Raw genomic sequence first — 14,394 nt, 5'->3', positions numbered from 1 at the left:
AAGGGGCCCCGTGGGAAACCGCGGGGCCCTTTTCCTTATGCCCCGCGGCGGTGAATCAGGGCTTCCGGATCACCGCTCCAACAGCGGCAATCCGCTCCACACCCGCATGCGCATATGCGGGCTGTTCCAACTCTTCGCCAAAGATGTCCGGGTCCAGTTCCTGGTAGCTCAGCGTGCAGTCGGCCGTGTCCACCAGCTCGGCAAGACCTCCGAGCAACTGGTCTTCGCCCGCAATGATCGGCGAACCCGTATAAAGCAGCATTCGGCCGCCCTCCGCCAATCGCCCAACGCTGTCCCTCGCCCATTGCAGCGAAACATCAATGCCGATCCCGCCCCCGTCACGATATTCCCGCCCCGCCGGGTCGGCGATGAACGGCGGGTTGGCGATGATGAGGTCGATGGCGCCCTCCACTGCCGCCAGCGTATCGCCATGCACCAGCTCGACAGAGGCGCCCGCCGCCAGCGCGTTGGCCTCCGCCAGCCGCAACGCCTGCGCGTTGCTGTCGAGCAGGACCGTCCGCGCCGGCTCGACGAGAGACGCCGCAGCGATCCCGCCCGCGCCGCTGCCGGCTCCGTAATCCACCAGGCAGTCGACCGGTTCGTCGGCGAGCTGCTGCTCGAGGAACCGCACGAAGCGGTAGGTGTCGGGTCCGAAGAACACCGCTTGGTCTCCGCTCGTCGGGTAAGCCGAGTGCAGGAACAAGCGCCCGCCCAACTCCGCCACCCGGAGCTTGCTCCGCAGACCGGTGTCGCCCTGCTCGATGCTGTCGCTTTCCTCCAGCAGGGTCAGGATCGGTCCCGACAGCAGCCCGCGCTCGAACTCCATGCTCCATCCGAGCACGTCCCGCAGGTCGCCGGCGAGTTCGCCCCTTCGCCGCTCCAGCACGCGGGCGTGCGTGGCTGGGGTGATCGCGGTGAAGCTGTAGCCGTCCTCGTCGAGCAGCTTCAGCAGTTCGGCCAGCAGGGCCGTAGCGTTGTCCTCCCCCGCCATGCCCTCACCAGAGCTCGCGCCGGTATCGCTCAAAGCAGCGCTCGCCGCACTTCAGCCGCATCAGCGCGCCCTCCGCGATCGCCGTAGCCCGCCGCGGATCTTCGTGGACCAGGGGGGTTATGGCCTCCTTGTTCCATTCCTCGCTATGCTTGACGTCGAGCACCGCATGGAGATCGAAGTAGCGCCGCTGCCGGGCTTCGAGGCCGAGCCGCCGCATACCGCTTGCCACCGCCGCCGAGCGCGCCGGAGCGGTCAGTTCGATTGCGCCCAGTGCTCCAACCGAATGCCATGCATAGTTGCGGTTCGCAGCCATGGCGGTCATCGCGTTGGCCAGTGCCAGGCTCTCCCAGACCGTGGTTTCGATCTGCGGCTCCAGGCCCAGCGATTCCACCACGTAGTGGAGCATCGGCCCATGCATGCCCTTGGGGTTGCCGCGACCCATCTCGTCCCAATAATTGCGCGCGAGTTCAAGCTTGGCGCGCTCGGGCAACCGGACCTGGGTCAGTGCGACCAGATCGTCGAACCCGGCCTCGCCGGCCGCTTCCTGCGTCAGGTACCAGCACAACTGCTCCAGGCTCGCCTCCTTGGCGATCCAGTGGAACAGGGGATCGTGCTGCCCCGGGCCGGTCTCCTCCAACTGTTCGAACCAGGCAATGAAGCCGGCGGCATCGGTCGGCGCTGCCGCCGCCTCCGCCACGACCTCACTGCGCAATTCTTCCAGGAAGCCAATCTCCAGCCGGGCCATTCGCGCGTCGCGGTCGATCGCGGGACTGGCAGCGGCACCGGGAAACCCGGGCTCCAGCCGCTCACGGTTCCAGTGCGCAAGAGCCTGCTGGAAACCTTCGTTCAGGAATTGGGAGTGCCCCGGTCCGGGGGCACGGAAGCGCGTCGCCATGATGTCGTCCAACTTGCAAGTCAGACGTTCAAGCGATGGCTGAACGGGAATGTTCCCTACAAAGATGTCAGTAGGCCGGCGGCTGGTGGAGCTGAGGGGAATCGAACCCCTGACCTCTGCAGTGCGATTGCAGCGCTCTCCCATCTGAGCTACAGCCCCGCCTACCGGACGGGCGCTCCTTAGCGGCGCTTTGGTCGCTGCGCAACGCTGCTTTCCCCGTCCTTTTCCGCTCACCCTTCCCTTGTCTCCACCCGCCTCCCCCTTCGGAACGGGGGTTCGGCTTGGTCGTTCTTTCCGCACATCGATCGGCAGCCACCCTGCCGCTTGCGATGAACCCTTTGGAGGACAGACCATGGCGTACGATCGTTATGAGAACCGCGGCGACAATCGCGGTCGCTGGCGTGACGACGATGAGCGGCGGCGCGGACCGCGCGGCGACGACGACGGCGATCGCGGGTTTTTCGAACGCGCGGCGGACGAGGTGAGGAGCTGGTTCGGCGACGAGGACGACGATCGCCACCCAGACAATCGCCGCGGCCCTCCCGGCGCGAGCTACGGTGCCCGCGGTTACCCTGACGAGGGCCGGCATGCCGACGCCCAGCGCGGCTCGCACCGCGACCGTAGCAGCGCAATGTTCAGCGGAGGCCAGTCGTCCCGGATGGATCGCGACCGCCCGCAGGAATATGGCGGCGGCTACCGCGGCTCCGGCGAAAGCGGCGGCTTCGGCCGCGGTGGTCAGGACCGCTATGGACCGCCCCCGAGCCGCTCCGGATTTGGCGGCCGCGACCAGGATCGCTACGGCAGCCGGTTCGATCGCGACGACGACTACCGGCCGATGACCGGCGATTACGGCCGCGGCGGCGAACGCAGCTACCGCTCAGGCATGGGCGGCCAGGATTTCAGCCGTTCGCAATACGGCCGGCAGGAATTCAGCCAGGACCAGGATCGTGACCGCAACCGCGGCGTCGGCCAGGGCAGCCGCTATGCCATCGGCGGCTGGGGCGACGAGGACTCCCAGCGCTCGAGCCACAGCCACTCCTTCGGCGGACACCCTACCGATCCGCACTATAGCGAGTGGCGGCAGCGGCAGATGAGCGAACTCGACCGCGACTATGACGAATATCGCCGCGAGCATCAGTCGAAGTTCGAGAGCGAGTTCCACGGCTGGCGCCAGCAGCGGCAGACCAAGCGGCAGATGCTGCAGTCGATCCGCGAGGACATGGAGGTTCTCGGCTCCGACCAGCAGCGAATCGGCACAGTCGACAAGGTCCGTGGCGACAAGGTCATCCTGAACCGCAAGGATCCCGAAGCGGGCGGCGTCCACCGCTCCTTCACCTGCAGCCTGCTCGAGCAGGTCGAAGGCGACAAGGTCATCCTCAGCCAACCTGCGGAGCAGGTCCGGCAGCAGCTCCAGCGCGAGGAGGATCATGAGCGTTCCTCCGGCGGGATCATGAGCGGCCTGTTCGGCGGCTCGCGGGACGACGACCGTGACAGCGGAAGCGACCGCGACGAGGGCCGCACCGACCTGAACCGCAGCTTCTCGGGTACCTACGAGCGCAAGCCCGAACAGTCCTGAGGTCCCGGCGCACCATCCCGCGCCGAAGAGAAGCCCGGCCGCTCGCCCTGGCGGTCGGGCTTTTTCCTTACGGCGTTCGCAGGAATGGCGGTAAGGGCGTCGCGAAGGAGACCCGATATGCCCCGCGCCTGGACCCTCAGGAGCCGTCCGAACGGCATGCCGACTGCCGATAATTTCGAGCTTCGCGACGCACCCGTGCCACGGCTCGAAGACGGGCAGGTCCACGTCCGCAATCGCTGGCTGTCGGTCGACCCTTACATGCGCGGCCGGATGAACGACGTGAAAAGCTATGTTCCGCCGTTCCAGGTCGGCGAGCCGCTCGAGGGGGGAGCGGTCGGCGAAGTGGTGGATAGCCGGGCGGAGGGCTTCGCTGCCGGCGACCTGGTGCTGCACATGGCCGGCTGGCGCGATGAAGCAGTGCTCCCCGCAACCGCGCTGAACAAGCTGCCGCAACTGGGCGTCGAGCCGCAGGCTTTCCTCGGCAACCTCGGCCTGACGGGCGGCACCGCTTATTTCGGACTGCTCGATGCCGCGCAGGCAAGGCAAGGCGACATCGTCTTCGTCTCCGCGGCGGCGGGTGCGGTCGGATCAGCGGTGGTGCAGATCGCCAAGGCCAAGGGCATGACGGTGATTGGCTCGGCCGGGGGACCCGCCAAGTGTGATTTCGTCCGCTCCCTCGGGGCCGACGCGGTGATCGACTACAAGGCTGGTCCGCTGGTGAAAAGCCTGGCCGAGGCCGCGCCCAAGGGGATCGACGTTTACTTTGACAATGTCGGCGGCGACCATCTCGATGCGGCGCTGGCCCACGCCCGCAAGGACGCGCGTTTCGCCATCTGCGGCATGATCGAGGGCTACAACGCCGCCGAGCCGATGTGCTTCCGCTACATCATGCGGGTGATCGCGATGCGGATCATGCTCAAAGGCTTCATCTACACCGACTACCTGCCCCGCATGGGCGAGTTCTTCGCCGACATGGGCGCGCTGGTCGCAAGCGGGCAGGTCAAGAGCCGCGATACGGTTGTTGGCGGGCTGGAGAACACTCCTGACGCCTTCCTTGGCCTGTTCACCGGAGCCAACACCGGCAAGATGCTGGTGAAGCTCTAAGCTTCATCGCGGGCGAGAGCCGGGTGGGGACCCGAGCGCTACACCCGGTTATAGTTGCATGAGGCCGGATTGCCCGTCGTCAGGCCACGCTGCAACGCTTCCTGACGCTGCGCCGAGGAACCGTGGGTGAAGCTCTCCGGCACCACCCGGCCCTGCGTTTGCCGCTGCAGGGTATCGTCGCCGATCGCCTCGGCCGCACGCATGCCTTCCTCGATGTCGCCGGGCTCCAGTGCCCTCGATCCGTCTGGCGCCTTGGCATTGGCGGCCCATACGCCCGCATAGCAGTCGGCCTGGAGCTCCACCCCGACCTGGATCTGATTGCCCGCCGCCCGACCGGCGCTAGCCTGCGCCCTGCTTGCGCGGTCGAGAGTGCCCTCAAGGTTCTGGACGTGGTGGCCGACCTCGTGCGCGATCACATACGCCTTGGCGAAATCGCCCGCTGCAGCGAAGCGGGTTTCAAGCTCGTTGAAGAACTCCGGGTCGATGTAAATGCGTGCGTCCCCCGGACAGTAGAACGGTCCCATCGCCGCCTGGCCAGCCCCGCAAGCCGTCGACGTGCCGCCCCTGTAAGCGACCAGTTCCGGTTCGCGGTAGGTTGCTCCGCTCTGGCGAAAAGCTGCGGTCCACACTCCGTCTGTGCTGGACAGTACCGCCTGCAGGAAGCTCGCAGTCTCCGGGTTCAGCCGTGACTTCCCGCCAGCCTCCTGCTGCGCGCCCGATCCGCCGCCCAGGATGCTTCCGCCGCCGCCCAGGCTGGACAGGGCGCAATAGCCGAGCAGCAGGACCAGAATGCCGACAATGCCGAAGCGGCTGGCGATCAGCGGCAACAACAGGCCCAACCCGCCGCCGCCAAGCATCGAACCGCCGCCAGACTGTCCGGTCCGGTCGATAAAGTCGTCGTCGTTGCCGCCACCAAGACGCATGCCAGGCCCTTCCTGTTTGTTGCTAGCCAAATGCTTCGGGAGCCGTAACGGTTGCACTGGTCGTCGCGAGCAGCGTAGCGAGGCGGCAATCCGGTGCCGTTCCAATCACGAAAGGTCGCTCATGCTGCTCACGGACAAGGTCGCGCTGGTTACCGGTTCCACGTCAGGCATCGGCCTTGCGATCGCCCGCACCCTCGCCGCGGAGGGTGCTCGGGTGATGCTGAACGGCTTCGGCGACAAGGATGAGATCGACACGCTGCGCGAGGAAATGACCAAGCTGAGCGGCGACCTTGCGGGCTACAGCGACGCCGACCTGTCCGATCGCGAGGCGATCGACGCCATGATCGCCCGGTGCACCGACGAACTCGGCAGCCCATCCATCCTGGTCAACAATGCGGGCATCCAGCATGTCGCCCCAGTGGACGATTTCCCGCCGGAGAAGTGGGACGCAATCCTGGCGGTGAATCTTTCTGCCGTGTTCCACACCAGCCGCCTCTGCATTCCGTCGATGCGCCAGAAAGGCTGGGGCCGGATCATCAACACGGCCAGCGCCCATAGCCTGGTCGCCTCGCCCAACAAGGCGCCCTATGTCGCTGCCAAGCACGGCGTCGCCGGCTTCACCAAGGCGGTTGCGCTGGAAACCGCAAGGGACGGCATCACCGTCAATTGCATATCCCCAGGCTACGTCTGGACACCACTGGTCGAGAAGCAGATCCCGGACACGATGAAGGCGCGCAACATGACGGAGGAGCAGGTGATGAACGATGTCCTCCTCTCTGCCCAGCCGACCAAGCGCTTCGTCGAGCCGGTCGAGGTCGCGGCGCTGGCGCTGTTCCTGTGCCGGCCGGAAGCTGGCTCGATTACCGGAGCCAATCTCAGCATGGATGGTGGATGGACGGCACAGTGAGCCCGCTGGCGAAGGCTATGCGCGCGCTTCTTGTCGCCGCTGCCCTCCTGCCCATTGGCGGCTGCAGCACGATCGCACCTCGGCCGTCGGTCATCGCACCCGATCTCCGCGACTGGCGACAGGTCGCGACCAGCGATGACCGCGAGCGGCTGCGCGATTGGCGGACCGCCTGGACCCGTGCGCTGAGGGCCGCAAACGCAGCCGGTCATGGTCCTGCGATCGCCGCCGAGGGCGCCTTGCTGCAACCCGATTCGGCGCTCCCCAATCCTGCCATTCCCAACGGGAGCTATCGCTGCCGGACGATCAAGCTGGGCGCCAGGTCGCCCGGCCTGCTCGAGTACGTCGCCTACCAACCCTTCTCCTGCCGGGTTAGGCAGGAACATGACCTCCAGGGGTTCGCAAAGCTCAGTGGATCGCAGCGCCAGGTCGGCCTGCTGTTCCCCAACGACCAGCTACGCCAGATCTTCCTTGGCACCCTGGTCCTCGGCGACGAGTCGCGCGCCATGCGCTACGGTGCCGACGCCGAGCGCGACATCGCCGGCCATCTCGAGAGGATCGGCCCGAACCGCTGGCGCCTGGTCATGCCCTACCCGCGTTTCGAAAGCGTGGTCGATGTGCTGGAGATCGTTCCGGCGCGCTAAATCCTTCGCCGGATCCAAGACACTGGACCAGCGCTGTCCTGAGCGTACAACGTCAACCCATGAAAATGCTCCTCCTCGCCGCAGCCGCGGTTGTCGCGACACCCCCATCCGCCTCCACCGTCCGCGAAGCAGTTGCGGCCGACATGCCGCAGCTGATGGCGCTCTATCGCGATCTCCACGCCAACCCCGAGCTGTCGATGCAGGAGGTCCGCTCCCCGGCCAAGCTCGCCGCCGAGGCGCGCAAGCTCGGCTTCAAGGTCACCGAGAGAGTCGGCAAGACCGGCGTCGTCGCGGTGATGGAGAATGGGCCGGGGCCCGTGCTGCTGATCCGCGCCGACATGGACGGCCTGCCGGTGGTCGAGCAAACCGGGCTGCCATTCGCCTCAAAGGTCCGAGCCACCGCGCGCTCCGGCGTTGAGACCGGAGTGATGCACGCGTGCGGGCACGACACGCACATGACTGCCTGGCTCGGCGCTGCGCGGCGCCTTGCGGCCTCGAAGGGTCAGTGGTCCGGCACTTTGGTGATGATCCTGCAGCCGGGTGAGGAAACCGGCGAAGGCGCCAAGGCGATGCTCGACGATGGCCTTTACACGCGCTTCCCCAAGCCGGCGGTGGCACTTGCGTTTCATGACGCCGCGGCTCTTCCGGCCGGGGTGATCGGCGTGACTCCCGGCTACGCACTGGCCAACGTCGACAGCGTCGACATCACGGTGAAAGGCGTCGGCGGCCACGGCGCCTACCCGCAGACCACGAAAGACCCGATCGTCCTGGCCAGCCGGATCGTCACCACCCTGCAAACGCTGGTCAGCCGGGAGAACAACCCCGCCGATCCGGCGGTGGTCACCGTCGGCAGCTTCCAGGCCGGGGCCAAGCACAACATCATCTCGGACGAGGCCCGCCTGCAGCTGACGGTGCGCAGCTACACACCGGAAGTCCGCAAGCTGCTGCTCGACGGCATCCGCCGGATCGCCCGCGGGGAGGCGATAGCCGCGGGAATGCCCGACGATCGGATGCCGGTCGTTACGGTTCGCGAGGAGATGTACACCCCCTCCACCTTCAACACGGAAGCGATCAGCACCCGCGCGCTGGCCCTGTTCGGCGAGGCGTTCGGACCGCAGCGGGTGACCAAGACCCCGGCAGTCATGGGCGGCGAGGATTTCAGCCGCTTCTGGCTGGCCGATAAAAGCATCCAGAGCCTTATCTTCTGGGTCGGCGGCACCCCCAAGGCCAAGTGGGACGAAGCCAAGGGTGACGCCTCCAGGCTCCCCTCGCTGCACAGCCCCTACTGGGCGCCTGACGCCGAGGCGGTGATCTCCACGGCCACCGAGGCGATGACCCTTGCTGCCATGGATGTGCTGAAGAAGGGCTAGCCTTAGGTTTCCGTCACTCCCGCGAAAGCGGGGGTCCACCTCCCGCAGGTTTCTGAGGTGGGAAGATCAGCAGATGGATTCCCGCCTGCGCGGGAATGACGATGCCCTGCCCTTCACCTAATCTTTGTAAATTCCTCCGACACTGCCAGCCATGTCGGCCCGCTTGACACTGCCCCCCGCGTGAGCGGCCTCCTCCCCTTCTGGAGCCATGCGCTTGCCGCGGTGCTCTTCGCGACCCTGCTCTTGTGGCAGCTTCGCTCCGGCGTCCGCGCGGCGGGACAAGGGCTGCTGCTCGCCGGATTGTTGCTGACCGCCGTCTGGGCCTGGTTGACCGCCGTCGATCCCGCCAGCCTGCTTGCCAGCCATGCCGAAACCGCGCGCAATCTCGTCTGGGTCGGCCTGCTCCACGCCTTGGCGATCACCGGCCGGGACGAGGGCGCGCGGCAGCATGGCGTCCGCCTCGTCTATGGCGCGGTCGCGGGCGTGCTCGGCCTGCAGTTCATCGTCGACCTGCTCCCGCTGCTGGTCGACGATATGGCAATGCTCGCCGGCACCGCCATCGTCCTGCGGATCACGGCCGCTGCCGGTGCACTGGTGCTGGTCCACAACCTCTACGGCCAGGCCGCCCCGGCCAGCCGCACCTCCATCCGCCTCGCCATGGTCGCACTGGCCTGGACGTGGACCTACGACCTCAACCTTTACACCGTCGCCTACCTCGACCCATCCCTTGCCCGCAGCCTGTCCGAGTGGCGCGGGGCGGCGGTGGCGCTGTCCGCTCCCTTGTTCGCCATGGGCGGCCAGGGCGCCGGAGGGTGGCGCATCAAGCTCTCCCGCGCCGCCACTTTCCAATCCCTCTCCCTGCTCGCCATCTGCTCCTACTTCGCGGTCATGGCGATCCTCGCCACCGCCCTGCGCGGCACCGAATCGAATTGGGCGCAGGGTCTCACGATCGCCGTCCTCGCCGCCATGACCGTGGCCGCCATGGTCCTGCTGCCCAGCGCCCGCGCGCGCAGCTGGACCAAGGTTAAGCTCGCCAAGCATCTGTTCGAGCATCGCTACGATTACCGCAGCGAGTGGCTCCGCTTCGCTGACACCCTCGGCCGCTCGGCGAGCGACGCGCCTCCCCTGGGCGAGCGGGTGGTCAAGGCCTTCGCCGACATCGTCGATGCACCCGCCGGGCTGTTGATCGCCCCCGATGAAAGCGGCCGGCTGGATCATGCCGCCTGCTGGAACTGGGCCGAGCGCCTGCCCTCATTGTCCGACCTCGATCCTCTATGGGGCTCGCTCGAAGCGGACGGACGCATTGTCGAGCTCGACGCCCACCGCAACCGCTGGGGCAGCGAGCGCGACCTGCTCGTTCCAATCCCTCCGTCGCTGCTGGCAGAAGACCGGCTCTGGGCCGGGATTCCCCTGATCCACAACGGCCGCCTGGCCGGGGTGGTGCTGCTTGCCGCCCCGGAACTGCGCCGCGCGCTCGACTGGGAGGATTTCGACCTGCTCCGCACCGCGGGTCGCCAGGCCGCCTCCATCCTCGCCGAAGCGCATGGCCAGCAGGCGCTCATGAACGCGCAACGATTCGAGGAATTCAACCGCCGCTTCGCTTTCATCCTTCACGACGTGAAAAACCTCGTCAGTCAGTTGTCCCTGCTGACCCGCAACGCCGAGCGCCACGCCGACAATCCCGAGTTCCGCGCCGACATGATCGCCACGCTCAAGGCCTCGGTGGGCAAGATGAACGACCTGCTCGCCCGGCTCGCTCCGCAGGGCACCGCACAGCCGTTCCAGGCCGCGGCTGCGTTTTCGCTCCGCTCCGTCCTTTCGGGCGCGATCGCCGCCAACCGCCGCGGTCACGACGTGCGGCTGATCGGCGACACCTCGGCCCAGATCCTCGGCGACGCCGTTGCGCTGGAACAGGCGATCGGTCACCTGCTGCAGAACGCGGTCGAGGCCAGCCCGCTCACCGAACCGGTCGTCGTCCGCGTCGTTCCCGCCGATCGTCAGGTGACCGTGGAGATCGTCGACAAGGGCACCGGCATGGACGCCGAATTCGTCCGCAGCCGCTTGTTCCAGCCGTTCGCCTCGACCAAGCCCAACGGTTTCGGCATCGGCGCGTTCGAAGCCCGCTCGCTGATCGCCTCGATGGGCGGCCGCCTGACCGTCGAAAGCCGCCCCGGGCAAGGCAGCCGCTTTACCCTTCAGCTTCCCGCAGCGTCCGCCAGCTCCTTCAGGAAAAGCGCATGACCGACACCGCAACCAGCCTCCCCGTCCTGCTCATTGTCGAGGATGACGAGGGGCTCCAGCGTCAGCTCAAATGGGCCTACGACGGTTACCGCGTGGTCATCGCCGGCGACCGAGCCTCGGCGGTCGACGCGGTGCGCCTGCACGAGCCGGCGGTAGTGACCCTCGACCTCGGCCTTCCGCCCGACCCGGACGGCATCACCGAAGGGTTCGCGACCTTGACCGAAATCCTCTCGCTCAAACCGGACACCAAGGTCATCGTCGCCTCTGGCCACGGCGCCCGGGAAAGCGCCCTCCACGCGATCGCGCTCGGAGCCTACGACTTCTACCGCAAGCCGGTCGATATCGACGACCTCGGCCTGATCGTCGCCCGCGCCTTCCACCTCCACGGCATCGAGGAAGAGAACCGCCGCCTGGGCGAAGCCGCGGGACCAGGCTCGACCGTGCTCGGCTCCATCATCTCGGCGAGTCCCGAAATGCTCAAGGTCGCCCGGCTGATCGAGCGCGTCGCCAGCGCCGACGTGTCGGTCATGCTGCTCGGTGCCAGCGGCACCGGCAAGGAATTGCTTGCGCGCGCGGTCCACGACAAGAGCCCGCGCCGCAACGGCGAGTTCGTCGCCATCAACTGCGCCGCTATCCCTGAGAACCTGCTCGAAGCCGAGCTGTTCGGCTACGAACGCGGCGCCTTCACCGGCGCGGTCAAGACCACCCCCGGCAAGATCGAGCTGGCGCAGGGGGGCACCCTGTTCCTCGACGAGGTCGGCGACATCCCATTGCCCCTTCAGGTCAAGCTGCTCCGCTTCCTCCAGGAGCGCGTTATCGAGCGCATCGGCGGCCGGGCACCGATCGCCGTGGACACCCGGATCGTCTGCGCCACCCATCAGGATCTCGACGCGATGACCGCCGACGGGCGCTTCCGAGAGGACCTATACTACCGCCTGGCCGAGATCGTGGTGAAGATCCCCAGCCTCGCGGAGCGTCCCGGCGACGCGGTGCTGCTCGCGCGGCACTTCACCACCCGCTTCGCCCGCGAGATGAATCCACGGGTGACCGGCCTGGCCCCCGACGCGGTCGCTGCGATCGACGCCCATCCCTGGCCCGGCAACGTCCGAGAGCTCGAAAATCGCCTCAAGCGCGCCGTCATCATGGCCGACGGCAAGCTGGTCGCCGCCAGCGACCTCGACCTCCCCGGCTCAGCCGAAGAAGAAGAACCCGCTGCCATCAACCTCCGCGCCGCCCGCGAGGTCGCTGACCGCCGCGCCATCCATCAGGCCCTCATCCGCACCGAACACAACATCAGCAGCGCCGCCAAGCTGCTCGGGATCAGCCGGCCGACGTTGTATGATTTGTTGAAGCAGTATCGTTTGGGGGGGTAAGTGACTGGCTCCGACCGATGCAGTTGACCACCACTACCGCCCCAGCCCCTCGGCCATCTCCGCCACTTCCAGCCATCGCATCTCCGCAGCGTCCTTCTCCTCGCGCAGCTTGGCGACGTGCTTCATCAAGCGCTCGAACTTCGCGCGATCGCGGGTGAAGAGGTCTGGGTCGTGGAGCGCGGCCTCGTCCGCCTCAATGGCCGCCTCGATCTTCTCGATCTCGCCCGGCAAGCGATCCAGGTCGCGCTGATCCTTGAAACTCAGCTTCCTGTTCCCCGACGAAGGGGCACCCGATGGCCGGGGTCCAGGAGCGGCGCCAGCCGCTTTGGCCCCTGTCTTCGTCGTGGAACTCGCCCGCCGCTTAGCCCAATCCTCATAGCCGCCGGCAACCACATCCACCTTGCCCGAGCCGTCCAGCCCCAGCGTGATCGTCACCGTGCGGTCCAGGAAATCGCGGTCGTGGCTGACGATCAGCACCGTGCCCTCGTAGTCGGCGATCACCTCCTGCAAGAGGTCGAGCGTCTCTAGGTCGAGGTCGTTGGTCGGCTCGTCCAGCACCAGCAGGTTGGCGTCGCGGGCGAACTCCCGTGCCAGCAGCAGCCGCGACCGCTCCCCACCGGACAGCGACCCCACCGGCGCGTCGGTCAGCGACGGATCGAACAGGAACTCCTTGAGATAGCCCTTGATGTGCTTCTTGGCCCCGCGCACCTCGATCCAGTCGCCGCCGTCCGCCAGCACGTCCCGCACGCGCTTGTCCGGCGACATCAGCTTGCGCTGCTGGTCGATCACGATGCCGGACAGTGTCTTTGCCTGCGTGATCCGCCCCTCGTCCGGCTGGATCTCGCCGGTCAGCAGCTTCAGCAGGGTGGTCTTCCCCGCGCCGTTCGCGCCGACGATCCCGATCCGATCGCCGCGCTGCACCCGCAGGGTGAAGTCCTTGATGATGGTGCGGTTCGGGCTCTCCCCACGCTCTCCGTTCGTCCCGAGCGAAGTCGAGGGACGCTGCTCAGTGCTCGCGGCAGGTGTCTCGACTTCGCTCGACACGAACGGCTTGGAAGCGAAGCGCTTGGTCACCCACTCCGCGTCGATGACCGTTTTGGTCTTCACGTCATCCCGCGCCAGCCCAAGCTTCGCTACGCCCGGCCCGCCGATCATCGCTGCCCGCGTGGCCCGCATCTCGTTGAGCTTGGCCAGCCGCCCCTGGTTGCGCCGCCGCCTTGCAGTGACTCCCCGCTGCAGCCAATGAAGCTCCAGCTTCAGCTTGGCATCCAGCTTCTCCGCCGCCCGCGCTTCCTCGTCATAGACTCGCTCCGTCCAGGCATCAAAGCCGCCGAAGCCGATCTCCGCCCGCCGCATCTTCCCGCGGTCGAGCCACAGGCAGCTCTTGGTCAACCGGGTGAGGAACGTCCGGTCATGGCTGATCACAACGAAAGCGCCGCTGAAGCGATTGAGCCAATCTTCCAGCCAATCGATGGCCGCAAGGTCAAGGTGGTTGGTCGGCTCGTCCAGCAGCAGCACGTCCGGCTCCTGCGCCAGTGCCCTGACGATCGCCGCCCGCCGCCGCTCCCCGCCGCTGGCCGTCGCCGTCTCGCGGGTCAGGTCGATGCCGAGCTGGGTCGCAATCGCCGCCGCTTCGTGAGCCGCAGGCGCGTCCTTGCCGGCCAGCACCCACTCTTCCAGCGTGCGATAGGCTCCCATCGCCGGATCCTGCTCCAGCAGAACCACCCTGCGCCCCGGAACCAGCGTCCGCCGCCCCTCGTCCGTGTCGATCAGCCCGGCGAGACATTTCAGCAATGTCGTCTTGCCAGCACCGTTGCGGCCGATCAGCGCCAGCCGGTCGCGCGGGCCGATATGGACGTCCAGCCCGCGGAACAGCCAGCCTTCGCCCTGGATCAGGCCTAGACCTTCATAACTAAGGATTGGTGCCGCCATGGCGCGGCTCTCTAGCGAAGCGAAGGCGTTGCGTCACCGCCACATGAACGCACTTCTGCTCTGCGGTTCATAAGATATTCAATGCATTGTGCTAATCACGGCGTCAGAGAGTTGCTTTGCAAATGATGTTCCGTCCCCTTCTTGCCGCCGCCATTGGCGCAGGCCTGCTCGCCACCCCTGCGCTGGCCGACCGTCCGCGCGACCAGGACCGGGCGCTGCAGGCGCTGCGTGAGGGCCGCTCCATGCCCCTCCCGCAGATCGAGCGGCGGGTCATGCCGTTCATGGGCGATGCCGATTATCTCGGCCCTGAATTCAACGGCCGTACCTATCGGCTGAAATTCATGAACCGTGGCCGGGTGATCTGGGTCGATGTAGACGCGGCGACCGGCCGGATTCTGGGGCGCTCGGGCGACCGCTGAGCCTGTCCCGGTCGACGGCGAG

12 protein-coding genes and 1 tRNA gene are annotated in these 14,394 nt (G+C 67.0%); 8 read left to right on the top strand and 5 right to left on the bottom strand.

Annotated features, from left to right (window positions below; all coding sequences use genetic code 11):
* Positions 1 to 55: 55 nt before the first annotated feature.
* From ACFQPG_RS07940 to ACFQPG_RS07930, 3 genes are all read right to left on the bottom strand, one after another.
* Positions 56 to 991: a methyltransferase gene (locus ACFQPG_RS07940; RefSeq protein WP_380811817.1), complete on the bottom strand. Its 936-nt coding sequence runs from the start codon at positions 989 to 991 to the stop codon at positions 56 to 58.
* 4 nt (positions 992 to 995) lie between these two features.
* On the bottom strand, positions 996 to 1,886 hold the full coding sequence (locus ACFQPG_RS07935; RefSeq protein WP_380811815.1) for an iron-containing redox enzyme family protein: 891 nt from the start codon (positions 1,884 to 1,886) through the stop codon (positions 996 to 998).
* A gap of 83 nt (positions 1,887 to 1,969) precedes the next feature.
* A tRNA-Ala gene (locus tag ACFQPG_RS07930) sits at positions 1,970 to 2,045 on the bottom strand.
* Positions 2,046 to 2,238: 193 nt separating this feature from the next.
* On the opposite strand from ACFQPG_RS07930, the gene ACFQPG_RS07925 reads away from it, so the two are divergent.
* Both ACFQPG_RS07925 and ACFQPG_RS07920 read left to right on the top strand, forming a co-directional pair.
* Complete coding sequence (locus tag ACFQPG_RS07925) at positions 2,239 to 3,462, top strand: DUF2171 domain-containing protein (protein ID WP_380811813.1); 1,224 nt, start codon at positions 2,239 to 2,241, stop codon at positions 3,460 to 3,462.
* Positions 3,463 to 3,579: 117 nt separating this feature from the next.
* Positions 3,580 to 4,566, top strand: a complete 987-nt coding sequence (locus ACFQPG_RS07920) for an NADP-dependent oxidoreductase (protein WP_380811811.1) — start codon at positions 3,580 to 3,582, stop codon at positions 4,564 to 4,566.
* Positions 4,567 to 4,604: 38 nt separating this feature from the next.
* On the opposite strand, the gene ACFQPG_RS07915 is transcribed toward ACFQPG_RS07920, so the two are convergent.
* Positions 4,605 to 5,489: a neutral zinc metallopeptidase gene (locus ACFQPG_RS07915; RefSeq protein WP_380811809.1), complete on the bottom strand. Its 885-nt coding sequence runs from the start codon at positions 5,487 to 5,489 to the stop codon at positions 4,605 to 4,607.
* 121 nt (positions 5,490 to 5,610) lie between these two features.
* On the opposite strand from ACFQPG_RS07915, the gene ACFQPG_RS07910 reads away from it, so the two are divergent.
* The 5 genes from ACFQPG_RS07910 (at position 5,611) to prsR (ending at position 12,021) form a co-directional block, all read left to right on the top strand.
* The gene (locus ACFQPG_RS07910) at positions 5,611 to 6,396 is read left to right on the top strand and encodes a 3-hydroxybutyrate dehydrogenase (protein WP_380811807.1); all 786 of its coding nucleotides are present in this window, start codon (positions 5,611 to 5,613) and stop codon (positions 6,394 to 6,396) included.
* 17 nt (positions 6,397 to 6,413) lie between these two features.
* Positions 6,414 to 7,037: a DUF4893 domain-containing protein gene (locus ACFQPG_RS07905; protein ID WP_380811805.1), complete on the top strand. Its 624-nt coding sequence runs from the start codon at positions 6,414 to 6,416 to the stop codon at positions 7,035 to 7,037.
* A gap of 59 nt (positions 7,038 to 7,096) precedes the next feature.
* A complete protein-coding gene (locus ACFQPG_RS07900; protein ID WP_380811803.1) occupies positions 7,097 to 8,407 on the top strand; it encodes an amidohydrolase in 1,311 nt (436 codons plus the stop codon).
* Between the two features lie 180 nt (positions 8,408 to 8,587).
* Positions 8,588 to 10,648, top strand: coding sequence for an XrtA/PEP-CTERM system histidine kinase PrsK (gene prsK, locus ACFQPG_RS07895; RefSeq protein ID WP_380811801.1), 2,061 nt, complete (start codon positions 8,588 to 8,590; stop codon positions 10,646 to 10,648).
* Positions 10,645 to 12,021 carry a PEP-CTERM-box response regulator transcription factor gene (prsR, locus tag ACFQPG_RS07890; protein WP_380811799.1) on the top strand — a complete coding sequence of 459 codons (1,377 nt, stop codon included), beginning with the start codon at positions 10,645 to 10,647 and terminating at the stop codon, positions 12,019 to 12,021. Before prsK ends, prsR begins: the two co-directional genes overlap by 4 nt.
* A 33-nt stretch (positions 12,022 to 12,054) precedes the next feature.
* Here prsR and ACFQPG_RS07885 read toward each other — a convergent pair whose 3' ends face one another.
* The gene (locus ACFQPG_RS07885; protein ID WP_380811797.1) at positions 12,055 to 13,953 is read right to left on the bottom strand and encodes an ABC-F family ATP-binding cassette domain-containing protein; all 1,899 of its coding nucleotides are present in this window, start codon (positions 13,951 to 13,953) and stop codon (positions 12,055 to 12,057) included.
* Positions 13,954 to 14,075: 122 nt separating this feature from the next.
* Here ACFQPG_RS07885 and ACFQPG_RS07880 point away from each other — a divergent pair, with 122 nt between their 5' ends.
* Positions 14,076 to 14,372, top strand: coding sequence for a hypothetical protein (locus ACFQPG_RS07880; protein WP_380811795.1), 297 nt, complete (start codon positions 14,076 to 14,078; stop codon positions 14,370 to 14,372).
* Positions 14,373 to 14,394 lie beyond the last annotated feature (22 nt).

The sequence above is a fragment of the Sphingomonas sp. GCM10030256 genome (assembly GCF_042666415.1).
Lineage (GTDB): Bacteria > Pseudomonadota > Alphaproteobacteria > Sphingomonadales > Sphingomonadaceae > Sphingomicrobium.
The sequence above is the reverse complement of the archived record's forward strand: the minus strand, read 5'-3'. Positions and strand labels throughout refer to the sequence as shown.

Excerpts from the sequence above, each read along its gene's own strand:
- ACFQPG_RS07935 (WP_380811815.1), bottom strand. The coding sequence starts at position 1,886 with ATGGCGACGCGCTTCCGTGCCCCCGGACCGGGGCACTCCCAATTCCTG.
- ACFQPG_RS07910 (WP_380811807.1), top strand. The coding sequence starts at position 5,611 with ATGCTGCTCACGGACAAGGTCGCGCTGGTTACCGGTTCCACGTCAGGC.
- ACFQPG_RS07920 (WP_380811811.1), top strand. The coding sequence starts at position 3,580 with ATGCCCCGCGCCTGGACCCTCAGGAGCCGTCCGAACGGCATGCCGACT.
- prsR (WP_380811799.1), top strand. The coding sequence starts at position 10,645 with ATGACCGACACCGCAACCAGCCTCCCCGTCCTGCTCATTGTCGAGGAT.
- ACFQPG_RS07940 (WP_380811817.1), bottom strand. The coding sequence starts at position 991 with ATGGCGGGGGAGGACAACGCTACGGCCCTGCTGGCCGAACTGCTGAAG.
- ACFQPG_RS07880 (WP_380811795.1), top strand. The coding sequence starts at position 14,076 with ATGATGTTCCGTCCCCTTCTTGCCGCCGCCATTGGCGCAGGCCTGCTC.
- ACFQPG_RS07915 (WP_380811809.1), bottom strand. The coding sequence starts at position 5,489 with ATGCGTCTTGGTGGCGGCAACGACGACGACTTTATCGACCGGACCGGA.
- ACFQPG_RS07905 (WP_380811805.1), top strand. The coding sequence starts at position 6,414 with ATGCGCGCGCTTCTTGTCGCCGCTGCCCTCCTGCCCATTGGCGGCTGC.
- ACFQPG_RS07925 (WP_380811813.1), top strand. The coding sequence starts at position 2,239 with ATGGCGTACGATCGTTATGAGAACCGCGGCGACAATCGCGGTCGCTGG.
- ACFQPG_RS07900 (WP_380811803.1), top strand. The coding sequence starts at position 7,097 with ATGAAAATGCTCCTCCTCGCCGCAGCCGCGGTTGTCGCGACACCCCCA.
- ACFQPG_RS07885 (WP_380811797.1), bottom strand. The coding sequence starts at position 13,953 with ATGGCGGCACCAATCCTTAGTTATGAAGGTCTAGGCCTGATCCAGGGC.